Origin of the sequence: Curtobacterium sp. LFS079 (genome assembly GCF_047977865.1) — a bacterium.
In the GTDB taxonomy this organism is placed as follows: domain Bacteria; phylum Actinomycetota; class Actinomycetes; order Actinomycetales; family Micrococcaceae; genus Arthrobacter.
In genome coordinates this window covers 93,043-114,962 of record NZ_JBFPFO010000009.1, presented here as the reverse complement: position 1 = coordinate 114,962, position 21,920 = coordinate 93,043, and the positions used below count along the sequence as shown (strand labels likewise).

Genomic DNA, 21,920 nt, shown 5'->3' with positions numbered 1-21,920 from the left:
GGGAGTCGCTGGCAATACCTTCCTCACAGCGCGGGGAAAAGGGAAGCTGGGAGGGAACCCGAAAGGATCCCCATGACCGCGCAGACCACCCTTCCAGCAGGGACATCGACGAGAACCGGTTTCGTCTCCGTTACTGCCTCCTTCATTACGGTTTTCGCGGCAGGGTCCACCGCCATACCGCTCTTCGGCAGCTACCGGGCCGACAACGGGATCACGGATACCCAGTTGTCCCTGGTGGCAGCCGGGTACTTCGCGTGCGCCGTATCTGCGTTGTTGTTCCTGGGCCGCCTGTCCAACCATCTCGGGCGCAAGCCGGTGTCCATCGTGGCGCTGCTCCTGGCCGCGGCCGGCTGCCTGGTGCTCACCACCGTGAATGGCTTCTGGCCTCTGTTGGCCGGGCGCGTCCTGCAGGGCCTGGCTGCGGGCCTTGCCTCAAGTGCCCTGGCCGCCTTCGCCGTGGACGCTGCTCCCGCCCGGCCGAAGTGGCTGGTGGCAGCAGTGACGAGCGCGGCCTCCACGGTCGGCCTTTCCTTGGGCGTGTTCGTGGCGGGCGCGCTCGTGCAGTTCGCCCCGGCACCGCGGCAGGCCAGCTACTTCGCCTTCGCCGGTGCCCTGTGCCTCTGCGCGCTGGGGGTCGGGCTGGCACCGGAGACCGTCACGCGCCGTCGCGGGGTCATGGCGTCCCTGCGTCCGGAAGTGCGCGTCCCCGCCGCGGCGCGGCCCTACCTGCCGATGGCGGCGTGCGTCTTCGTCTCGACCTGGGCGGTGGGCGGATTCTTCAACGCCTTCGGTCCATCGGTGGCGGTCGACTACCTGGGCTCACGGGCTCCTCTCGTGGCCGCGGCGGTGTTCGCCTCATACATGGCCCCGGGAGTGCTGTGCGGCCCGCTCTCCGCTCGTACGACGTCGGCCTCCGCCCAGCGGCTGGGCATGGCCGTTTTCGCCGCGGCCGCGCTGGGGCTGGCGGCCTCGACGGCGCTGGGTTCGGCGCCGCTGTTCATCGGATGCGGGCTGCTCGGCGGGCTCGGGGCAGGTCTTGCGATGAACGGCAGCATGGCGCTGCTGCTCGGCCACACGGCCCTGCCCGAGCGGGCGGGCCTGCTGTCCTTGGTCTACGCCATCTCGTACACGGGATCGGCCGTGCCCGCACTCGTGGCGGGCCAACTCGTGCGGGGGCTCTCCCTCTTCACCGTCACCTGCGGCTATGCCGTACTGGCTGTGCTCGCATGCGCCACTGTGCTTCTGGGAGCACGAGCGATATCACCGGAGAAACGCTGACGGCCCGCCGTCGCAGGCGGGCCGTCAATGGGTTGTTGCAGCTACACCATCGTCAGGACCATCCCCGGGTCCGAGAGGATGGCGCCCACATCGGCGAGGAATCGCGAGCCCTGTTCCCCATCCACCAGGCGGTGGTCGAAGGACAGGCTCAGGGACATGACCTGGCGGACGGCGAGCTCATCGTTGTGCACCCACGGGGCCTTCCGTACCGCCCCCAAGGCCACGATCGCGGCCTCCCCCGGGTTGAGGATCGGCGTGCCGGCGTCGATTCCGAACACCCCGATGTTGGTGATCGAGATGGTGCCGCCGCCAAGGTCTGCGGGGGTGGACTTCCCGGCACGCGCGGTCTCCGTGAGCTCCGACAGCGCCGCCGACAACTCCTGCAGGCCCATCGCGTCGGCGTCCTTGATGTTCGGGACCGTCAGCCCGCGCGGCGTCGCGGCGGCGATGCCCAGGTTGACGTAGTTGAACTGGACGATCTCCTGGGCCTTTTCATCCCAGCGGGAGTTGAGCGTGGGGTTCCGTTTCAGGGCGATCAGCACCGCCTTGGCAGCGAGGGTGAGGGGGGTCAGCTTGTAGCCCGCGAACGTCCTGCTCGCCTTGAGCCGCTCCAGCAATTCCATCGCGGCGGTGACGTCCACCGTGAGGAACTCGGTCACGTGCGGCGCGGTGAAGGCGCTTTGGACCATGGCCGCCGCGGTGTACTTGCGGACGCCCTTGATCGGGGTGTGGGTTTCGCGCCCGGCGGCCGGAACCGCTGCGGCGGCCGGGGCAGCGCCTTCGGCGGAGTGCTGCACATCATCGCGCGTGATCAGCCCGCCCACGCCGCTTCCACTGAGCGTCGTCAGGTCGACGCCGAGGTCCCGTGCCAGTTTCCGCACCGGCGGCGTCGAGCGCGGCCGTTCGGCCCGGACGACGGCGGCGGCCGGTGCTGCCGGGAGCGCTTCCGTGTGGGCGGCCGAGAAATTGCGGGGCCGGCGGGCGGGGTGCCCGCCCTGCTCAACGGCGGCACCGTACCCTACAAGGGTCGCCTCGCGTTTCGGTGCGGCCTCCTTCGGGGCGGGCGGCTCAGCCGCAGGGTCGGCGGGGTTCCCGCCGTTCCCGGAAGGCGCGGCCCCGGCGTCGTCCACTTCGAAGGAAACGATCGGCTTACCGACCTCGACCACGCTGCCCGCCTGTTCGTGCAGGGCGGCCACAGTCCCGGCAAACGGCGAGGGCAGTTCCACCACGGCCTTGGCGGTCTCGACCTCGGCGATCACCTGGTTCAGTTCCACCGTGTCCCCCACCGCAACCTTCCAGCTGAGGATTTCGGACTCCGTGAGGCCTTCGCCGAGATCCGGCAGTCGGAATTCCTTGATCATGGCGGGGCTCATCCTTCCAATCCACTCAGGGAGTTCGGCCGGCCGAGGGCCCGGTCCACGCCGTCCAGGATCCGGTCCAGGTCCGGCAGGTGGTGCATTTCGAGCTTGGAGTACGGGTACGGGACGTCGAAGCCCGTCACCCGGACCGGTGCGGCTTCGAGGTAGTTGAAGCAGCGTTCGGTGATGCTGGCGGCGATCTCCGCGCCGAGCCCGCCGGACTGCGCGGCTTCGTGGGTGACGACGAGCCGACCGGTCTTCCGGACCGACGCCTCGACGGTGCGGTAATCGACCGGCGCGAGTGAACGCAGGTCGATTACCTCGATGGATACGCCCTCATCGGCGGCGGCAAGGGCGGCGTCGAGCGCTGTTTTCACGAGGGGCCCGTAGGCCACCAGGGTGACATCGCTTCCGCCGGCGGCGACGCGCGCACTGCCCATCGGCAGGGCCTGGTCGAGCGACGCGGCCTCGTCCACCTCACCTTTGTCGTGGTAGCGGCGCTTGGGCTCGAAATAGAGCACGGGGTCGTCTGAGGCGATGGCCTGCTGGATCATCGTATAGGCGTCCTGCGGGTTGGACACGCTGACGACGCGCAGCCCCGAGGTGTGGGTGAAGTAGGCCTCCGGGGATTCCGAGTGGTGTTCGGGCGAACCGATGCCGCCGCCGAACGGCACCCGGATGGTGATCGGCATCTTCACCGCGCCCTGGGTGCGGTAGTGCATCTTGGCCACCTGGCTGACGATCTGGTCGAACGCCGGGTAGATGAAGCCGTCGAACTGGATTTCGCACACCGGCCGGTAACCGCGGTAGGCCAGGCCGACGGCGGTGCCGATGATTCCGGACTCGGCCAGCGGGGTGTCCACCACCCGGTGGCTGCCGAAGTCTTTCTGCAGCCCGTCGGTGACGCGGAAGACGCCGCCCAGCTTGCCGATGTCCTCCCCCATCAGGACCACCTTGGGGTCGTTGTCGAGGGCCTTGCGGAGCCCGGCATTGATGGCGCGGGCGAAAGTCAGCTGGCTCATCAGAGGGCACCTTCCTGTGCGGATCCGCTGAAGCTTTCCAGGTAGCGGGTGTAGTGGTCCTTCTGCCGTTCGAGCCAGGAGTTCTCCTCGCTGTAGACGTGCTTGAAGACGTCCAGCGGCGCGGGCTCGGGCATGTTGATGGTGCCGTTCCTGAGTTCCGCGGCGACGTCGTCGGCCTTGGCTTTGACGCGGGCCTCCAGTTCTTCGGTCAAGAGGCCCTTGCGGTCCAGCAGTGCCTTGAGCCGGGCGATGGGGTCCTTCGCGGCCCAGTCTTCGAGTTCGTTGGGGTCACGGTAACGGGTGGGATCGTCCGCCGTCGTGTGCGGCCCCATGCGGTAGGTGAGCGCTTCGATGAAGGTAGGACCGCCACCCTTCCGGGCCCGGTCCAGGGCGATCCGGGTGGCGGACAGCACGGCCAGTACATCGTTGCCGTCCACGCGCATGGAGGGAATGCCGAAACCCGACGCCCGGTCCGCGAGCTGCACATGGGACTGGACCAGCACCGGTTCGGAAATGGCCCAGTGGTTGTTCTGGCAGATGAACACCACAGGCGCCTGGAAGCTGGCGGCGAAGACCATGGCCTCGCTGACGTCGCCCTCGCTCGTGGCGCCGTCGCCGAAATAGGCCACCGCCACAGAATCGGCGCCGTCGTCCTGGATGCCCATGGCATAGCCGGTGGCGTGCAGGGACTGCGAACCGATCATGATCTGCTGGGTGGCGATGTTGTAGCGGTATGGATCCCAGCCGAACAAGGCGTTGCCGCGCCAGGCGCGCACCAGGTCCGGGACAGCCACCCCACGGCAATAGGCCACACCGTTGTCGCGGTAGGTGGGGAAGACGAAGTCATCGCTGCGCAAGGCACGGCCCGATCCGATCTGGGTTGCCTCCTGGCCGAGCATCGGGGGCCAAAGGGCCAGTTCACCCTGACGCTGCAGCGCCGTAGCCTCGGCGTCGATCCGGCGGATGACCACCATGTCCTCATAGAACGAGCACAGCTGCTCATCGCTGACATCGCTGATCCACAGATCGAATTCCGGATGGCTGATGCGCTCCCCTGAGGGGGAAAGCAACTGGACCAGGTCTCCCCCGGTCCGGCGTGGATTCTTCACACTGTTCGCGGGTTCCGGTGCCTCGTTGGCTCCCCGGCCGGCTTCGTCGGTCAACACGGTTGCTCGCACCTTTCGGCTCGTTCTTTGCCGTTGCCGCAAGGACTTTTGGCCCCGCAAGCCTCAGCTGCCCGGGCCTCATCGCCCGGATAACTGTGACCCTACTCACAATGCTCATTGGGTACAACCACCAGCACAGATTCTGAGCATTATGCCCTGCCGCCGGGCTGGTCACCGTGCTAATGTTGCGCACTATGCAAGCTTTGGATGGCACGGACACCCGCCTGCTTTCGGCCATGGCAAAGGATCCACGGGGCACCGTGGTGGCCCTGGCGCAAAAGCTCGGCCTGTCCAGGAACACGGTCCAGGCACGGATGGCCCAACTCGAAAAGAAGCACGCCTTCCTGTCCTTTGAACGGCGGATCAACCCGGCAGCCCTGGGCTACCCTCTGCTGGCCTTCATTTCCGTGCACGTGCAGCAGCAGAAACTAGGGCAGCTGGCCGCGGACCTGGCCGGGATCCCGGAGATCCTCGAGGGCTACGGCTTGACCGGTTCCGCGGACCTGCTCCTGCGGGTGGTGGCCCTCGACGCCGAGGACCTCTTCCGCATCAACGGCAAGATCCTGGGCTGCGATGGAGTGGAGCGGACGGACACCGCCCTGGCGATGCAGGAGATGATCCCCTACCGGATGCAGCCCTTGCTGAAGAAAAGCGCCGGCTGACCGGACCCTGTACTTGCCCCGCCGCCGGAACATGCGATTTGATTCAAAACGGACGTCTTGGGGCCGGCCCGCGGTTCCCGGATTGATTCCGAGGCATTGGCGGCGCAGGCGGCCGGAAAGGCGAACCATCGTGAGCACTCCCCCGGATCCCGACAACCAGGATTCCCAAAAGCCCGACTGGACCCCCCGGCCCGTTCCCCCGCCGTCGCAGATGGCCCCGCACGCCGCACAAGAGGGGCAGGTACCACCGGTTCCCGGTGCCCCATACGGGGCACCGCAGTACGGGGAACCGCAGCACGGGGCACCGCAGTACGGGACACCGGGCGCGCCCCAGTATGGGACGCCCCCGCAGTCCGGCCAGCCGCAATACGGAGCACAGCCCCCATACGGCCAGGCGCAGTACGGCCAGCCGCCGTACGCGCAGCCACCGTACGACGGCGGCCAGTACGGGCAGCCGTTCGGCCAGCCTCCCGCGCCCGCCCCTAAGAGCCGCAAGACCCTGTGGATCGTGCTCAGCGTGGTCGGTGCCGTCGTGGTCCTGGCGGTGGTCGGCGTCGTGCTGCTGGTCAACCTGGTGGGCAACGCCACCGGCAAGGTCAGGGCACAGGCCGAGGAATTCACCAATCTGCTGCTCAAGGGCAGTAACGAGGAGGCCTACGACCGCTTCCTGACCGATTCCCTGAAGGAAAACCTGTCCAAGGACAGCTTCACCCAAGGCATCAACGGGCTGGACCTCAGCGATTCCTGCAAGGCCAATTACAACTCCATCAACGCGGAGTCCAAGAACGGCGTCAACCGCACCGAGATTTCCGGCACCCTTGACTGCAACGGCCGGACGATCGAACTCACGTACGGATTCGTAGGCAAAGACGGGAAGATGGACACCATCCGGATCAAACCCCGGAACTAGGTGCGGAAACCGGGAACTAATACGGCAAAGCCCTCCCGCAGCGGACTGCGGGAGGGCTTCGGTGTTCCGGGAGGTGCCGGGACGCTAGTGGTCCACGGCCTTCTCGGCACCAACTCCGGTGAGGGAACGGACTTCCATCTCCGCCTGCTTGGCCGGGTCCTCGCGGCGCTTGTCGAGCACGGTGCCCAGCCAGCCAAGGATGAAGGCGAGCGGGATGGACACGATTCCCGGGTTGCTCAGCGGGAAGACAGCGAAGTTCACGCCCTGGATCATGGAGGTCTTGGCCCCGGAGACCACCGGCGAGAGGGCGATCAGGATGATGGCGGAGGCGAGGCCGCCGTACATGCTCCAGACCGCGCCCTGGGTGGTGAACTTCCGCCAGAACAGGGAGTAGACGATCGTGGGGAGGTTGGCCGAGGCTGCCACCGCGAAGGCGAGCGCCACGAGGAAAGCGACATTTTGCCCGTTGGCGAAGATGCCGCCCAGGATGGCCAGGATGCCGATGACCACCACGGTGCGCCGCGCCACCTTGACCTCGGTGCCGGCGTCGGCCTTGCCCTTGGCGATGACGTTCGCGTAGATGTCGTGGGCGAACGAGGCCGCCGCCGTGATTGTCAGCCCGGCCACCACGGCCAGGATCGTGGCGAAGGCGACGGCGGAAATGAAGCCCAGCAGCAGCGGCCCGCCAAGGTGGAAGGCCAGCAATGGTGCGGCCGAGTTGACGCCGCCGGGTGCCGCCTTGATGGTGTCGGCTCCGACCAGGGCAGCGGCGCCGTAACCCAGCACCAGGGTGAACAGGTAGAACAGGCCGATCAGCCAGATGGACCAGACCACGGACTTGCGGGCTTCCTTGGCCGTGGGCACGGTGTAGAAGCGCATCAGCACGTGCGGCAGCGCTGCGGTGCCGAGGACCAAGGCCAGGCCAAGGGACATGAAGTCCAGTTTGCTGGTTTCGCTCTTGCCGTACTGCAGGCCGGGGTTCAGGACGTTCGGGTTCTTCGCGGCGTCGGCGGCCGAGCCCAGCAGGTTGGACAGGTTGAAGCCGTAAATGGACAGCACCCAGAGGGTCATGACCGCCGCACCGCAGATCAGCAGCACGGCTTTGATGATCTGCACCCAGGTGGTGCCCTTCATGCCGCCAATCAGCACGTACATGATCATCAAGGCGCCGACGACGACAATCACCAACGCCTGTCCGCCCCAGTCGCTGATGCCCAGCAGCAGGGAGATCAGGCTGCCGGCGCCAGCCATCTGGGCGAGCAGGTAGAAGAAGCAGACGGCCAGGGTGGACAGGGCCGCGGCGATCCGGACCGGGCGCTGCCGCAGACGGAAGGAGAGCACGTCGGCCATGGTGAACTTGCCGGTGTTGCGCAGCAATTCGGCCACCAGGAGGAGGGCCACCAGCCAGGCCACCAGGAAGCCAATGGAGTACAGGAAGCCGTCGTAGCCGTTGATCGCGATGGCGCCGGTGATGCCAAGGAACGACGCCGCAGAGAGGTAGTCGCCGGCGATCGCCGTGCCATTCTGCGAGCCGGTGAAGGAGCGGCCGGCCGCGTAGTAGTCCGCCGCCGTCTTGTTGTTCCGGCTGGCGCGGAACACGATCACGATGGTGACCAGGACGAACAGGGCGAAGATGCCCATGTTCAGGAGGGTCGTGTCCTTGAGCGCGCCGACATTCACCGCCGGGACGCTGCCCGCGGCCATGCCGCTCACCGCTGCGCCCCCTTCGCAGTTGTGCCCCGCGTGTCGAACCCGTGCCCTTCGATTTCGCCGCGGATTTCCGCGGCAATGGGGTCCAGTTTGCGGTTCGAGTAGCTCACGTACCAGGCCGTGATGCCGAAGGTGGTGACGAATTGGAGCAACCCGAGCACGAGGCCCACGTTGATGTTGCCCCACAGTTTGATGGACATGAATCCCACGGCGTAGTCGGCCAGCAGGACATAGCCGAAGTACCACAGCAGGAAGGCCACGGCCATCGGGAAGACGAAACTGCGGTGCCGCCTGCGCAGTTCGCGGAATTGTTCTGTTTGCTGCACATGCTGGAAATCCACGGACTGCGTTGTGTCCGCCGGATGGGCCTCATTACCCATGGTTTCCTCCTGGTTGAAGTGTCCACAGCGGCCCCCACCCTCGGATGCCGTGTGATTGGAATCACTATTCAACGGAGACCGCCCGGGCTTCCAGACATACCCGCTCCGCCGTCGCCCAGCGGGCCCGTCGCTGCGGTGAACGGCAACTGCAGCAGTCACAGGGAACCCCTCCCGGGTGGTTCGCTACTCTTGCTCCATGCCCGATTCCCCGCTCATGACCGCCGCGGCGATCGCCGTCATCGTCCTTGCGGTGGCGGCCGCCGTCGGCGTCGGCCTGATGGTGATCCGTTCCTTCCGGGAGCTCGGCACGGACGCCGAGCGGGCCACCTACAAGACCCTGCACGCGGCGTCCCGCGCCGGTGCCCACCTGCGCACAGGCCTGCAGCCGTCGGGGGCGGCCAAGGCCAGCAAACAGCTGCGCCTGCTGCTGGGCTGCGACGCCCTCGCCATCACGGACCTGGACACAGTGCTGGCCTGGGACGGGATCGCAGAAGAGCTGAAGCCGCAGTTGATGTCGCTGGCGGCCCCGGTGCTCGCCGACGGGCGCACCGCCCTGCTGGCGGCGTCGCCGTCGCTGAAGGCCGTCATCGCGCCGATCCGGGCGGACAACCGGGTGGCCGGCTGCGTCGCTGCCTTCGCGCCGCACGCCGGCGCAGGGCTGGTCCGGGCCGCCGGGGAGCTTGCCGGCTGGGTCGCCGCCCAAGTGGAACTGGCCGAGCTGGACGCCTCGCGCATGCTCCTGATGGAGGCCGAGGTCCGGGCACTGCGGGCACAGATCAGCCCGCATTTCATCTACAACTCGCTCAACGCCATCGCCTCGTTCATCAACACGGATCCCGCCAGGGCGCGCGAACTGGTGGTCGAGTTCGCCGATTTCACGCGCTACTCCTTCCGGCGGCACGGGGACTTCACTACCCTGGCCGAGGAGCTGCGCAGCATCGACCGCTACCTGCTCCTCGAACGGGCCCGCTTCGGCGAGCGCGTGCAGGTCAGCCTGCAGATCGCCCCGGAGGTCCTGAGCACCGTGATTCCCTTCCTGAGCCTGCAGCCGCTGGTGGAGAACGCGGTGCGGCACGGCCTCGAGGCCAAGGAGGGGCCGGGGCATATCACCATCCGTGCCTACGATTCGGGCGCGGACGCCGAAGTGACGGTGGAGGACGACGGCGTGGGGATGGATCCGGAGCACCTCCGTTCCGTGCTGGCCGGCCATGCCGACGGCGAGCATGTCGGTTTGCGCAACGTGGACGCCCGGCTGCGCCAGGTGTATGGGGACGACTACGGGCTGGTCATCGAGACCGCGCCCGGCGAAGGCACCCTGATCACCCTCCGGGTGCCCAAGTCGCAGCCCAGGCACGATGCCTGAGCACGATGTCTGGGAGCCGAGGTTAAGCTGCTGTCATGATCAACGTCCTCGTCGCCGACGACGAGCTGCCTGCCGTCGAAGAACTCGCCTTCCTGTTGGGCCGGGATGAGCGTGTGGGCACCATCCACCGTGCGTCGTCCGGTTCGGAAGCCCTGCGCGTGCTCGAGAATGAGTCCGTCGACGTTGCCTTCCTGGACATCCATATGCCGGCCGTTTCCGGTTTGGACATCGCAAGGGCCATTTCCCGCAGCCATGCTCCGCCCGCCGTCGTCTTCGTCACCGCGGACGAAGACTGCGCGCTGGAGGCGTTCGAACTGGCCGCCGTCGACTACCTGCTCAAACCGGTGCGCGCGGAAAGGCTCGCCCGCTCCCTGGGCCGGGTCAGCGAACTCATCAGGGACGGCAGCCCTGCCCCGGAGATGATCACCGTGGACCAGGGCGGCACCACGAGGATGATCCGCCGCGACGATGTCAGGTACGTCCAGGCCCAGGGCGACTACGCCCGCCTGCACACCGCGGAGGCCAGCTACCTGATCCGGGTCCCGCTGGGCGACCTCGAACAGCAGTGGGCCGACTCCGGATTCATCCGGATCCACCGCTCGTACCTGATTTCCCTCAACCACGTGGAGCACCTGAAACTCGGGGCCGCCCACCCCTCCGTGACGGTGGCGCGGGCCGAACTGCCGATCAGCCGCAGGCACCTGCCATCCGTGCGGGACAAGCTCGGAACCACCCGGATACGGCCACAAGGATGACCAGGGTCAGGGTGACAGCACCGCAGTCGGCGGGACGGCGTCCTGCCGGCCTGATGGCCGGCCGGGAAGGGGCCGCGGGCAGGGCGATCCTGAACCGGGACCCCGCCGTGGATTCCGACGTCGGACGCCTGTACGTCCGTTCGCTGATCCGCTCCCAGCTGCGCCTGGCAATCGTGACGGCTGCCGGCTTCCTGCTGGTGCTTGCCGCCTGCGGGCTGATGGTGGCATTGGTTCCGGACCTGGCCGTCCTGCGCCTCCTGGGCATTCCCCTGAACTGGTTGCTGCTGGGGGCGGGCTTGTATCCGGTGATCGGCGTGGCCGCCTGGCTCTACAACCGCTCCGCGGCCCGGAACGAGGCCCGCTACCGCGAACTGGTGGACGATCGGTGAATCCTCCGGTCGGCATGGCCGCGTTTCTGGTAGTGGTGCTCGCGACGGCGGTGATCGGCTTCTACGGCCTGCGGATCTCGCGTACCACCGGCGATTTCTACGTCGCCTCCCGGACAGTCCCGCCATGGTGGAACGCCTCGGCGATCGGCGGCGAGTACCTGTCCGCGGCGAGCTTCCTCGGCGTCGCCGGGCTGATCCTGCTCTCGGGAACGGACGCCTTGTGGTTCCCGGTGGGCTACACGGCAGGCTACCTGATGCTGCTGCTGTTCGTCGCCGCACCCCTGCGCCGCTCCGGGGCCTACACGATCCCGGACTTCACCGAAGCCCGGCTGGAATCCAGGCCGGTGCGGCGGGTGACCAGCCTGGTGGTGGTCGCCGTCGGCTGGCTGTACATCGTGCCGCAGCTGCACGGTGCCGGCCTGACCATCCGGATCAGCACCGGGCTGCCGTCCTGGGTGGGTGCGCTGGCGGTGGTCCTGGTGGTGTACCTGAGTGTGGCCGCCGGCGGCATGCGTTCCATCACCTTCGTCCAGGCGTTCCAGTACTGGCTCAAGCTCACCGCCCTCGCGGTTCCGGTGGTCTTCGTGCTGCTGCACCAAAGCGGCGGCCCGGCCGTGCCGACCCCCGAGGCCGTCAATCCCACGGGCCTGCCCGCCGCCGGACCGTACCAGACGATATCCCTGCTGCTCGCCCTGCTCTTCGGCACCCTCGGGCTGCCGCACGTGCTGGTGCGCTTCTACACGAACCCGGACGGCCGCTCGGCGCGCCGGACCACCCTGATTGTGCTGGGGTTGCTGTCCGTCTTCTACCTGTTCCCCACCGCCGCAGGACTGCTGGGGCGGATGTACGCACCCGGGCTGGCGCGGAACGGGCGCTCCGATGCCCTCGTGTTGCTGCTGCCGGGCGAACTGGTGGGTGGGCCGGCCGGGGACGCCCTCTCGGCGCTGGTGGTGGCGGGCGCCTTCGCGGCGTTCCTCTCCACCACCTCGGGGCTGATGGTTTCGCTGGCCGGGGTCATCAGCCAGGACCTGCTGGGCGGCAGCGTCAGGGGCTTCCGGATCGCGGCGCTGCTGGCCGCCGTCGTCCCCTTGGTCTTCGCCCTGGCGACGGACTCACTGGGCCTGGCCGGAAGTGTGGGGCTGGTGTTCGCGTTCACTGCATCCACCATCTGCCCGGTGCTGCTGCTGGGCATCTGGTGGCGCGGGCTGTGTGACGCCGGGGCGATCGCCGGGATGCTGACGGGTGCCGTGCTCTGCGGGGGCGCAATGGTGGCGGGCACATTGCTCGGCGGGGCCTCCGCTCCAGCCTGGCTGGCGCAGCCGGCCGCCTGGACAGTTCCCGCCGCATTCACCGTGATGGTGCTGGTTTCGCTGGGCACCAAACAGCGCATTCCAGCAACAGTGACGAAGGTGATGACCCGGCTGCACGTGCCCGAACGGCCTCTGGCCGACGGGCGCTGAAAGTATCGCGCCCGGGGTGTCGCACAGGGCCGCCGGAAGGTGGACAATAGCCGCATGTCCGGCATGGACGACACACTTCCCGACGGTGGTCCGGACCTTCCGGCGCAGGCCGCCCCGGCCGCGGTGCGGGCCCAGCTTCTCGCCACCGAGCACTGGAGCCTCCTTGCGTCCCGCAGCACCACGCAGGGCGAGGTCCTGACCCGGATCAGCATGTTCCTCACCTTCACGTCGGCAAGCTTGCTCAGTGCGGCCCTCGTTGGCCAGGCGACGAAGTTCTCCGAAACCTTCGTGTTGTTCGGGATCATCGTGCTCTTCCTCGACCTCGGGATTGGCTTGCTCACCCAGGTCCGCGTGATGTACGTGAGCATGGAGGACCTGATGTACGTGATCGCGATGAACCGGCTCCGGGCCGCGTACGTCGAGTTGGATCCCGGCCTCGCCCGGTATCTCATGGCCGCCAGCCATGACGACCAGCCCGGTTCGCGGAAGACCTATTACTTCCTCGGAACCCGGAGCACGGGTGGCCACGTGGCCGGGAGCAGCATGACTTTCATCATCGCGGTGAACGCGGCCCTGATCGCGTTGTTGTCAGGCACCTTGCTTGTCCTGCCGGGTATTGCCCTCGGAATAGCCATACCGCTCGCGGCCGTGTGCGGCCTCGCCTTCCTCGCGGGCTCCCTGAGGCGGAGTTACCGCAGGTACACGGCGGCCTGGCAAAGCTTCACGCCGGTTTCCCCGACTCCGCCAGGAGAGCAGGCGCAGTACTAGGATCGCCCTTCATGGACGGCCCCGCTTCAGTCGATTGCGGCCATCAGTTCGACGACGCGGTCCAGGAAGGCATCCACTTGTGCTTCCTCGTAGCCTTCCGGCCCCTTGGCCGCACCAAAGGCGGCGCGGCGGACATTGTCCACGCTCAGCGGCTGGTCCTGCTCCAAGTAGCCGATCAGCTGATCGCACAAAGCGTCGACATCAGCGACGTCGTAGCTGCGGACGCGGTTCTTCTCCGGCCGGCGGAAACGCTGGCCGGCCGGACGGTGCAGGCGGGCCCGCAGCACGCCCGAAAGCCTGCCGATCTGGCGCAGCCAGGCGTCCTCGCCTTCGGCCTCGATGAGTTCGTCGCGTTCGCGCCGGGCAAAGGCGTCCTCGAGGCGATCCAGGGCGGCATCCACCACTGCGGCATCGTAACCGCCCTTCACGGGGTCGAAGGACACGGTGCGCACGTCCTTGCTGCCGGTCTTCACCTCGGCTTCCGCAGGGTTTTCGAAAGAGACACGCGCCCGCTGGAAGAACTGGTCCACCTGCTTGGCGTTGTAGCCGTACCTGTTGCGTTCCACGCGCTCAAACGCTGCGGGGATCTGCCGACGAACATCCATTGCCACGTTGTCCCTCCGGATTGTTGTCAGGCGCCGCTCAGCAGCGCGAAAAGAATGAATGCCACAGGGGCGGCGAAAACGATCGAATCCAAGCGGTCCATCACGCCACCGTGCCCCGGCAGGATGCTGCTCATGTCCTTGACGCCGAGTTCCCGTTTGACCATCGACTCGGCCAGGTCCCCGGCGGTGGCGGCAGCGACCATCCCGACGGCGAGCACCACGCCCACCCACCAGGGACGGCCCAGGAGGAAGATGCTGGCCAGCACACCGATCAGCATGGCCCCTGCCACGGATCCGGCGAAGCCCTCCCAGCTCTTCTTCGGACTGATCTTCGGTGCCATCGGGTGCTTGCCGAACAGGGCGCCCACCAGGTACCCGAAAGTGTCGTTGGAGACCACCAACAGCAGCATGACGGCGATCTGCCACGCGCCGGACGGGATGTGGCCGCCGGGCCAGGGTCCCGCCGTCGTTGCTCCTCCGGTGGCATGCAGCGGCAGCACCGCGAAGCTGATCAGGAAAGGTACCCAGGCAAGGGTGAACACGCCGGCGAAAATGCTGCGGGGGGCCCCGGCGGCGCTCTCGAGGGAACGCCACAGCAGCACGGCTCCGGAGCTGAGCAGGAAGGCGAACAGCAGGCTTTCCAGGCCGCCGAAATAGGCGGCCAGCGGCATGGCGACCGTGCCGGTCAGCACGGGGATGACGGGCAGCCGGGTCCCGCCGTTGGCGTCCAGCGCCCGGAAGATCTCCCAGACGCCCAGCACCGCGAACGCCGTCGTAACAAGGACGAAGCCGAGCGGCAGGAAAAGGAGCCCGCCCAGGACCACCACCAGCAGGAAAAGCCCGACGCCGATGGCCGCCGGAAGGTTCCGGCCTGCCTTCGGCGTCGGGTTGCCGCTCTTCCGCCTGGTGCGGGCGGGCACCCCATGCGCGGGCGCTGGCTCAGCCTGGCTCATCAGACCTCGAGGAGCTCGGCTTCCTTGCGCTTGAGCAGCTCATCGATGCTCTCAACGTGTGCCTTGGTGATGGCGTCGAGTTCCTTCTCGCCACGGGCGCCCTCGTCCTCGCCGGCTTCGCCGTCCTTGACGAGCTTGTCCAGGGAGTCCTTGGCCTTGCGGCGGATGCTGCGGATGGAGACCTTTGCGTCCTCACCCTTGCCCTTGACGATCTTGACATATTCCTTGCGGCGTTCCTGGGTCAGCTCGGGGATGACCACGCGGATCACGTTGCCGTCGTTGGACGGGTTGGCGCCCACCTCGGAGTCGCTGAGGGCCCGCTCGATGTCGCGCAGGGCGGTCTTGTCATAAGGGGTGATCAGGATGGTGCGGGCATCCGGCACGGCGAAGGAGGCCAGCTGCTGCAGCGGCGTCGGCGTGCCGTAGTATTCCACGATCACCTTGCTGTAGAGGCCCGGGTTGGCGCGACCGGTACGGATCGACGCGAAGTCCTCCTTGGCTACCTCGACCGCCTTGTCCATCTTCTCGCCGGCTTCGAGCAAGGTTTCTTCGATCACGGTTTCTCCTCAGTTATAGTCGCGTCCCGTTTTACCGGGGGCAGCGCCCAATGAAGGGCAGTGCCCGGTAAAGGACAAGTGCACAGTAAAGTCCGCCGCGAGCGGCGGAGGGTCCTAGATGTATCCTAGCCGCTGCTAGGGAGTGACGAGCGTTCCGAGCTTCTCGCCCAGGATGGCGCGCGTGACGTTGCCTTCGCCTTCCATGCCGAAGACCACCATGGACAGCAGGTTGTCCTTGCACATGGTCATGGCGGTCTGGTCCATGACACGGATGTCGCGGCGCAGGGCGTCGTCGTAGCTGAGGGTCTCCAGCTTTTCGGCGGAAGGATCCTTCTTGGGGTCGGCGGTGTAGACGCCGTCAACGCCGCTCTTGGCCATCAGCACGACGTCGGCGTGGACCTCGAGGGCACGCTGGGCAGCGACGGTGTCGGTGGAGAAGTACGGCAGGCCGGCACCAGCACCGAAGATCACTACGCGGCCCTTTTCCATGTGGCGGATGGCGCGGCGCGGAATGTAGGCCTCGGCCACCTGGCCCATGGTGATGGCGCTCTGGACGCGGGTCTCGACGCCGGCCTGTTCCAGGAAGTCCTGCAGCGCCAGGCAGTTCATGACTGTTCCGAGCATGCCCATGTAGTCGGCACGGGAGCGGTCCATGCCGCTCTGGGAGAGCTCGGCGCCGCGGAAGAAGTTTCCGCCGCCGACGACGATGGCGACTTCCACCTGGGAGACGGCCGCAGCGATCTGCTTGGCGACAGCGCGGACGGTTTCCGGGTCCACACCGAGCTTGCCGCCGCCGAAGACTTCACCGGAAAGCTTCAGGAGCACGCGGCGCTTGGTCTTTTCGGGCTGGATTGCTGTGTTCTCGGATTCCATGATGCCTTCCCGTTGGTGGACTCTGGCTAGATTATCTTGCTGGGTGCCGGGGCAGAAAGCCGCCCGGCAGGGCATGCGGCGGGTGCGCGGCCGCATGCAAAAGGGGCGGCCACCGAAGTGACCACCCCTTTGCTGCGTGCGACTAGTTGCCGACGCGGAAACGTGCGACGGCGGTTGCCTTGACGCCGGCCTCTTCGAGGACCTGGGCAACGGTCTTCTTGGAATCCTTGGCAAATGCCTGGTCCAGGAGGACTTCACCCTTGTAGAAGCCCGTCACGCGGCCTTCCACGATCTTCGGCAGGGCAGCCTCGGGCTTGCCTTCGGCCTTGGCGGTCTCTTCGGCGATGCGGCGCTCGGACTCGACCAGCTCGGCCGGGACATCTTCGCGGCTGAGGTAGTTCGGAGCCATGGCGGCAACGTGGACGGCGACGTCGTGGGCGGCGGTGGAAGCGGCTTCGCCTTCACCGTCAACAGCGAACAGCACGCCGACCTGGGCCGGGAGGTCCTTGGAGGTCTTGTGCAGGTAAGCGTCAACCGTGGCGCCTTCGATGCGGGCGATGCGGCGGACCGCAACCTTCTCGCCGAGAACGGCGCCCTCTTCGATGACGACCTCGGACAGCGGCTTGCCGTAGACGTCGACTGCCAGGAGGGTCTCGAGGTCGGCTGCGCCGGATTCGACGGCCACGGCCAGGACCTTGTCGGCCAGCTGGATGAACTTGTCAGCCTTGGCAACGAAGTCGGTCTCGCAGTTGACTTCGACCATCACGCCGACGTTGCCGGTGACCTTGGCAGCAACCAGGCCTTCGGCGGTGGCGCGGCCTTCACGCTTGGTAGCGCCCTTGAGGCCCTTGATGCGGATGATTTCAATGGCCTTCTCGGCGTCGCCGTTGGCTTCGTCAAGAGCCTTCTTGACATCCATCATGCCGGCGCCGGTGCGCTCGCGCAGGGCCTTGATGTCTGCAGCAGTGTAGTTCGCCATGTGAACCCCTCTGTCTAGAAATTTATGTGTTTACGGACTGACAGGACGGCTGCCCGCCTGGCGGGCCGCCATCCTGTCAGTAGCTCCCGCGGTCCGTCGGGGCCGCGGGAAAGTCCGGATTTACTTGGCTTCTTCGCCTGCAGCAGCGTCAGCAGCCGGTGCCTCTTCGGCAGCCGCAGCTTCAGCCTTGCTGCCTTCGAGGAGCTCGCGCTCCCACTCGGCCAGCGGCTCTTCCGGGGCTTCGGCAGCACCGGTTGCACGCTGGTTGCGGGCGATGAGGCCTTCTGCCACAGCGTCGGCAACAACGCGGGTCAGCAGGTTCACGGAGCGGATGGCGTCGTCGTTGCCCGGGATCGGGAAGTCGACTTCGTCCGGGTCGCAGTTGGTGTCCAGGATGGCAACAACCGGGATGTTCAGCTTCTTGGCTTCGTCAACCGCGAGGTGTTCCTTCTTGGTGTCGACAACCCAAAGGACCGAGGGAGCCTTGGTCAGGTTGCGGATACCGCCGAGGTTGGCCTCGAGCTTGGTCAGTTCACGACGGAGGAGCAGGAGCTCCTTCTTGGTGTAACCGGAGCCGGCGACGTCCTCGAAGTTGATCTCTTCGAGTTCCTTCATGCGCTGGATACGCTTGGCAACCGTGGAGAAGTTGGTGAGCATACCGCCCAGCCAACGCTGGTTGACGTAGGGCTGGCCGACGCGGGTGGCCTGCTCGGCGATTGCTTCCTGGGCCTGCTTCTTGGTGCCGACGAAGAGCACGGTGCCGCCGTGGGCAACGGTGGCCTTGACGAACTCGAAGGCGCGGTCGATGTAGGACAGCGACTGCTGCAGGTCGATGATGTAGATGCCGTTGCGCTCAGTGAAGATGAAGCGCTTCATCTTCGGGTTCCAACGACGGGTCTGGTGTCCAAAGTGGACGCCGCTGTCAAGCAGCTGGCGCATGGTTACGACGGGCATGCCGACGCTCCTTCCGGCAGGTCATTCATGAGAGAGCCTCGCGGGCTGCTCTTACCCTGCCAATAGTTGACGGTTGTTAGCGGACCCGGACGGGTCCATCTCCTGGTATCCCTTGCACCCCTCATCCGGTCATCGAAGACCGGACCGCAAGAGGCACAATCCTCCGCAGCATGGATCCACGAGGGATCTTGATGTGGAGGGCTGGATACGCGTAGTCAATTTGAGGCCCCCGCGCGGCTGAATGAGCCACGCTTCCGGAACAGCTTGAGGGCACGGCAAACTGCACTCCCAAGTGTACTACAGCGGGTGCGGTGCCCGGTGCGCCGAGGCAGCGCCGGAAGCGCGTCCCGGTTTTCCACATAGCGGCGTGCAGGGCTTTCCGGGAAGTGCCCGGAAACGGAGGCTGGATTGCATGAAATCCGGCCCGTTCCTGACCACCCTGCTGCTCGTTGTTGCCTTCGCCGGACCGGCCGGAGCCGCCCCCGCGGCGCAAGCTCCGAAAACTGCCACCGGCCCATCCTGGAGCTGGCCGCTCGCCCCCAAACCTGCCGTCGTCCGGCCTTTTGATCCGCCGCCGGAACCGTGGCTGAGCGGGCACCGCGGCGTGGACCTGCAGGCAGCGGCCGACGGAGTGCCCGTCACCTCGCCTGCCGACGGAGTGGTGGCCTTCGTGGGTGTGGTGGTGGACCGTCCGGTGATCACGATCGACCACGGAGGCGGACTGCGCAGCAGCTTCGAGCCGGTGCGCAGCCACCTCCATCAGGGCGAGCAGGTAAGGAAAGGCCAGGAGATCGGTGTTCTCGAGCCCGGCCACTGCGGGCAGCTGCCGTGCGTGCACTGGGGCGTGCGGCGCGGCGAGGAGTACGTCGACCCCCTGGCCTTCGTCATGGATCTGCGGCCATCGGTCCTGCTGCCGCTTGAATGAACGCCCTAGACGATCGCGGAGATACCCGTGATGGCGCGTCCCGTGACGAGGGTGTTGATCTCGTAGGTGCCTTCGTAGGAGTAGATGGCCTCGGCGTCGGCGAAGATCTTGGCCATTTCATAGTCGGTGACGATCCCGTTGCCGCCCAGGATGCTCCGGCCCAGGGCCACGCTTTCGCGCATGCGGTCCGTGGTGAAGGCCTTCGCTAGGGCCGACTGTTCGTCCTTGGAGACGCCGGCGTCTTCGAGCTGGGCCAGGCGCACCATCATTCCCATGGAGCTGACGGCGTTGCCAAGGATCTGCACCAGCTGCTGCTGGACCAGCTGGAAGGAGGCGAGGGGGCGGCCGAACTGGATCCGTTCGACGGCGTAGCGGCGGGCGACATCGAAGGCCGCCAGCTGCTGGCCCACGGCCTGCCACGCAACGGCAAGGCGGGTGACCTTGAGGACCTTGTTGGTGTCACGGAAGCTGTTGCCGTTGGCGAGCTTGAAGAAGTCCGGCACCACCACATTCTCGAGGACGATGTCGGCGTTCTGGACCGTGCGCAGGGAGATCTTGTTTTCGATCTTGCTGGCCGAGTAGCCCGGGAGGGAGGTGTCCACCAGGAACGCCTTCACCTGGTTGTCGGCAACATCGCGGGCGTAGATGACCACCCAGTCGGAGAAGGTGGCATTGCCGATCCAGCGCTTGGCGCCGTTGAGGATCCAGTTGTCGCCGTCGCGCCGCGCGGTGGTGCGGGTGCCGCCGGCCACGTCGGAGCCGCCCAGCGGTTCGGTCAGCCCGAAGGCGCCGATCTTCTTCATGGAGTAGATGTCCGGCAGCCAGGCGTCCTGCTGCTCCTGCGAGGCCAGCGCTTCGATCGAGCCGGTGAACAGGCCGTCATGGACTCCCATGAACGTGGCGATGGAGGTGTCCGCGCGGGTGACTTCGGCGTGCACCAGCCCGGCGAAAAGGTTCGAGTAGCCCTGCCGGCGCACCGGACTGACCAAGTCGATCTCGGCCAGCTTGGGGATCAGCTCCATCGGGAACTCGCCGCGGTTCCAGCAGTCGACGGCGATCGGCTTGACTTCGCGGGCCAGGAACCCCCGGATCTCGGCGAGGCGGTCGCGCTCCTTGTCGGTGAGCAACTGCTCGAAGCCGTAGAAGTCGCCGTCGGCGTAGGGAAGGTTTTCCGGATCGATGGCAGCGGTCGTGGACATGCAGGCTCCTCCATTGGTGCGGCGCAAGTTGGCACGGTGCCGTGGGACAGCGAAGTGCTACTTGAGGGTAAGTTACTGATGAGTAACATATCGCATCATGCGGGCTTCATCAATGGCGGGGCGGCGGTTCGCGGGCCCTTAAGACAAAGAACCCCCGGAATCCGTTTGGATTTCCGGGGGTTACCTTTTGTAGGGCTACTCGGACTTGAACCGAGGACCTTAGGATTATGAGTCCCGCGCTCTAACCAGCTGAGCTATAGCCCCGTGACGGCCCGAATCCCGCTGGTATCAGCAGCCCTCCGGCCGAAAGCACTCCAGCAATACTAGTAGAAAGCTGCCGTGCCCGTTGCCAGGAGTCAGAGTGCCTTGTCCTCGTAGGACGCTCCGCGGTAGAGGTCCTCGAAGGTCTGCAGGGTGCCTTGGATGCTGTGCGGCTCCACCATTTCGCGGCTGGCCTTGCCCATCGCGAGAAGTTCGTCCTTGGGCAGGCGTATCAGCTCGGCGATGCGGGACGCCAGTTCGCTGCTGTCGCCGGGGGTGAAAAGGTAGCCGTTTTCGCCGTCGCGGACCAAATGCGGCAGGGCCATCGCGTTGGCAAGCAGCACCGGGGTGGACGCGGACATCGCCTCGAGGGTGACGAGCGACTGCAGCTCGGCCGTGCCGGGCATGCAGAAGATGTCGGCCTGGATGTAAGCCTTGCGCAAATCCTCGTCGCTGGCCATGCCCAGGAACTTCACCCGGTCCTGCAGGCCGAGGCGGGCCACCCGGGCTTCGAGGGCAGGGCGCACCTCTCCCCCGCCGACGATCTCCAGGTGCACATTGAGCTCAGCCGGGGTCTTGGCGACGGCGTCGATCAGCACGTCCACGTGTTTTTCCTCGGCGAGGCGGCCGGCAAACAGCACAGTGGGGTGTTTACGCGGCTCAATGACCTCGCCCGGCTTGAGCTCGTAAGCGGCCGAGTCGATGCCGTTGGACAGCGGCAGCACCTTGTGCAGGAAGGCGTGCTGGTGCATCGCCTTCGCGGCCAGCGGGGTGGGCGTGGTGACGACGTCGGCCTGGCCCATGACCTTGCCCATGTCCTTCCACGAGATGCGGCCGATGATGTTCTTGAACCACTGCGGGAACGGCAGGAAGGGGTTCAGGTTCTCCGGCATGAAGTGGTTGGTGGCCACGATGCGGACGCCGCGCTTCACGGCCTCGTACAGGACGTGTTCGCCGATCATGTAGTGGCTCTGGATGTGCACCACGTCCGGCTGCACCTTGTCGAACAGCAGGCTGATTTCCTTCTTGATCTCCCACGGGAAGCAGATCCGGAAGTACTCGTGCGTCCAGACTCCGTGGGAACGGAGCCGGTGCACCGTTGCTTCGTTGCGGAATTCCGTGAAGCTCTTTCCCTTGTCCTGGCGGCAGGCCAGGACGTGGACGTTGTGGCCCCGCGCGGTCATGCCTTTCGCGAGCCGGTACCCGAACTGTGCTGCACCGTTGACGTGCGGCGGGTAGGTGTCGGCCGCAATCAGGATGGTGAGGGGTTTGGTGGTGCCGGGAATGGTCACGTGGAGAACTCCTGTTTGTCACGGTGTGAACACCACGGGAAGCTGTGCCTCGCGGTGCCTTCGGCTCCTGCCCGCCGGCATGTGGCGGAGCAATCGCGAAG

The 21,920-nt window shown here is 66.5% G+C and carries 22 protein-coding genes and 1 tRNA gene; 9 read left to right on the top strand and 14 right to left on the bottom strand.

What is annotated here, in order from left to right:
* Positions 1 to 72: 72 nt before the first annotated feature.
* Positions 73 to 1,278, top strand: a complete 1,206-nt coding sequence (locus ACNQPB_RS15040) for an MFS transporter (RefSeq protein WP_498753007.1) — start codon at positions 73 to 75, stop codon at positions 1,276 to 1,278.
* Positions 1,279 to 1,319: 41 nt separating this feature from the next.
* On the opposite strand, the gene ACNQPB_RS15035 is transcribed toward ACNQPB_RS15040, so the two are convergent.
* From ACNQPB_RS15035 to pdhA, 3 genes are read right to left on the bottom strand one after another with little or no spacing between them, the layout of a single operon-like run.
* Complete coding sequence (locus tag ACNQPB_RS15035; RefSeq protein WP_498753005.1) at positions 1,320 to 2,651, bottom strand: dihydrolipoamide acetyltransferase family protein; 1,332 nt, start codon at positions 2,649 to 2,651, stop codon at positions 1,320 to 1,322.
* Positions 2,648 to 3,658: an alpha-ketoacid dehydrogenase subunit beta gene (locus tag ACNQPB_RS15030; RefSeq protein WP_498753003.1), complete on the bottom strand. Its 1,011-nt coding sequence runs from the start codon at positions 3,656 to 3,658 to the stop codon at positions 2,648 to 2,650. Before ACNQPB_RS15030 ends, ACNQPB_RS15035 begins: the two co-directional genes overlap by 4 nt.
* Positions 3,658 to 4,824 carry a pyruvate dehydrogenase (acetyl-transferring) E1 component subunit alpha gene (gene pdhA / locus ACNQPB_RS15025; protein ID WP_498753001.1) on the bottom strand — a complete coding sequence of 389 codons (1,167 nt, stop codon included), beginning with the start codon at positions 4,822 to 4,824 and terminating at the stop codon, positions 3,658 to 3,660. The genes ACNQPB_RS15030 and pdhA overlap by 1 nt, the downstream gene beginning before the upstream one ends.
* Positions 4,825 to 5,018: 194 nt before the next feature.
* Between pdhA and ACNQPB_RS15020 the strand changes: the two genes are divergently transcribed.
* Both ACNQPB_RS15020 and ACNQPB_RS15015 read left to right on the top strand, forming a co-directional pair.
* Positions 5,019 to 5,486 carry an Lrp/AsnC family transcriptional regulator gene (locus ACNQPB_RS15020; protein ID WP_498752999.1) on the top strand — a complete coding sequence of 156 codons (468 nt, stop codon included), beginning with the start codon at positions 5,019 to 5,021 and terminating at the stop codon, positions 5,484 to 5,486.
* Positions 5,487 to 5,616: 130 nt separating this feature from the next.
* Positions 5,617 to 6,396 carry a hypothetical protein gene (locus ACNQPB_RS15015; protein ID WP_498752997.1) on the top strand — a complete coding sequence of 260 codons (780 nt, stop codon included), beginning with the start codon at positions 5,617 to 5,619 and terminating at the stop codon, positions 6,394 to 6,396.
* A gap of 84 nt (positions 6,397 to 6,480) precedes the next feature.
* Here ACNQPB_RS15015 and ACNQPB_RS15010 read toward each other — a convergent pair whose 3' ends face one another.
* Positions 6,481 to 8,100: a monocarboxylic acid transporter gene (locus tag ACNQPB_RS15010; RefSeq protein ID WP_498753092.1), complete on the bottom strand. Its 1,620-nt coding sequence runs from the start codon at positions 8,098 to 8,100 to the stop codon at positions 6,481 to 6,483.
* A 5-nt stretch (positions 8,101 to 8,105) separates the two neighbouring features.
* Positions 8,106 to 8,486, bottom strand: a complete 381-nt coding sequence (locus ACNQPB_RS15005) for a DUF485 domain-containing protein (protein ID WP_498752996.1) — start codon at positions 8,484 to 8,486, stop codon at positions 8,106 to 8,108.
* Between the two features lie 196 nt (positions 8,487 to 8,682).
* Here ACNQPB_RS15005 and ACNQPB_RS15000 point away from each other — a divergent pair, with 196 nt between their 5' ends.
* The 5 genes from ACNQPB_RS15000 to ACNQPB_RS14980 are packed head-to-tail and all read left to right on the top strand — an operon-like array spanning position 8,683 to position 13,221.
* Positions 8,683 to 9,849 carry a sensor histidine kinase gene (locus tag ACNQPB_RS15000; protein ID WP_498752994.1) on the top strand — a complete coding sequence of 389 codons (1,167 nt, stop codon included), beginning with the start codon at positions 8,683 to 8,685 and terminating at the stop codon, positions 9,847 to 9,849.
* A gap of 35 nt (positions 9,850 to 9,884) precedes the next feature.
* Positions 9,885 to 10,604, top strand: a complete 720-nt coding sequence (locus ACNQPB_RS14995; RefSeq protein ID WP_498752993.1) for a LytR/AlgR family response regulator transcription factor — start codon at positions 9,885 to 9,887, stop codon at positions 10,602 to 10,604.
* Positions 10,601 to 10,993, top strand: coding sequence for a hypothetical protein (locus ACNQPB_RS14990; RefSeq protein ID WP_498752991.1), 393 nt, complete (start codon positions 10,601 to 10,603; stop codon positions 10,991 to 10,993). The genes ACNQPB_RS14995 and ACNQPB_RS14990 overlap by 4 nt, the downstream gene beginning before the upstream one ends.
* Entirely contained in the window at positions 10,990 to 12,453 is a 1,464-nt protein-coding gene (locus tag ACNQPB_RS14985; protein ID WP_498752989.1) for a sodium/solute symporter, read from the top strand. Before ACNQPB_RS14990 ends, ACNQPB_RS14985 begins: the two co-directional genes overlap by 4 nt.
* Before the next feature lie 54 nt (positions 12,454 to 12,507).
* Positions 12,508 to 13,221: a hypothetical protein gene (locus ACNQPB_RS14980; RefSeq protein ID WP_498752987.1), complete on the top strand. Its 714-nt coding sequence runs from the start codon at positions 12,508 to 12,510 to the stop codon at positions 13,219 to 13,221.
* Between the two features lie 26 nt (positions 13,222 to 13,247).
* Here ACNQPB_RS14980 and ACNQPB_RS14975 read toward each other — a convergent pair whose 3' ends face one another.
* From ACNQPB_RS14975 to rpsB, 6 genes are all read right to left on the bottom strand, one after another.
* The gene (locus ACNQPB_RS14975; protein ID WP_498753090.1) at positions 13,248 to 13,826 is read right to left on the bottom strand and encodes a DivIVA domain-containing protein; all 579 of its coding nucleotides are present in this window, start codon (positions 13,824 to 13,826) and stop codon (positions 13,248 to 13,250) included.
* Positions 13,827 to 13,852: 26 nt separating this feature from the next.
* Complete coding sequence (locus ACNQPB_RS14970; protein ID WP_498752985.1) at positions 13,853 to 14,779, bottom strand: phosphatidate cytidylyltransferase; 927 nt, start codon at positions 14,777 to 14,779, stop codon at positions 13,853 to 13,855.
* Positions 14,779 to 15,336 (bottom strand): ribosome recycling factor, encoded by a 558-nt coding sequence (gene frr / locus ACNQPB_RS14965; protein ID WP_498752983.1) that lies wholly within the window; start codon positions 15,334 to 15,336, stop codon positions 14,779 to 14,781. The genes ACNQPB_RS14970 and frr overlap by 1 nt, the downstream gene beginning before the upstream one ends.
* Positions 15,337 to 15,471: 135 nt before the next feature.
* Positions 15,472 to 16,209 carry a UMP kinase gene (gene pyrH, locus ACNQPB_RS14960; protein ID WP_498752981.1) on the bottom strand — a complete coding sequence of 246 codons (738 nt, stop codon included), beginning with the start codon at positions 16,207 to 16,209 and terminating at the stop codon, positions 15,472 to 15,474.
* 142 nt (positions 16,210 to 16,351) lie between these two features.
* Positions 16,352 to 17,188: a translation elongation factor Ts gene (gene tsf, locus ACNQPB_RS14955; RefSeq protein ID WP_498752979.1), complete on the bottom strand. Its 837-nt coding sequence runs from the start codon at positions 17,186 to 17,188 to the stop codon at positions 16,352 to 16,354.
* Positions 17,189 to 17,308: 120 nt separating this feature from the next.
* Positions 17,309 to 18,142, bottom strand: coding sequence for a 30S ribosomal protein S2 (gene rpsB / locus ACNQPB_RS14950; RefSeq protein WP_115788023.1), 834 nt, complete (start codon positions 18,140 to 18,142; stop codon positions 17,309 to 17,311).
* A 412-nt stretch (positions 18,143 to 18,554) separates the two neighbouring features.
* Here rpsB and ACNQPB_RS14945 point away from each other — a divergent pair, with 412 nt between their 5' ends.
* A complete protein-coding gene (locus ACNQPB_RS14945) occupies positions 18,555 to 19,067 on the top strand; it encodes a M23 family metallopeptidase (protein ID WP_498752977.1) in 513 nt (170 codons plus the stop codon).
* Positions 19,068 to 19,072: 5 nt separating this feature from the next.
* Here the strand turns inward: ACNQPB_RS14945 and ACNQPB_RS14940 are convergent, their stop codons facing one another.
* The 3 genes from ACNQPB_RS14940 to ACNQPB_RS14930 form a co-directional block, all read right to left on the bottom strand.
* Positions 19,073 to 20,266 (bottom strand): acyl-CoA dehydrogenase family protein, encoded by a 1,194-nt coding sequence (locus tag ACNQPB_RS14940; protein ID WP_498752975.1) that lies wholly within the window; start codon positions 20,264 to 20,266, stop codon positions 19,073 to 19,075.
* A 190-nt stretch (positions 20,267 to 20,456) separates the two neighbouring features.
* Positions 20,457 to 20,530, bottom strand: a tRNA-Ile gene (locus ACNQPB_RS14935).
* 92 nt (positions 20,531 to 20,622) lie between these two features.
* The gene (locus ACNQPB_RS14930) at positions 20,623 to 21,819 is read right to left on the bottom strand and encodes a glycosyltransferase (protein ID WP_498752973.1); all 1,197 of its coding nucleotides are present in this window, start codon (positions 21,817 to 21,819) and stop codon (positions 20,623 to 20,625) included.
* Positions 21,820 to 21,920 lie beyond the last annotated feature (101 nt).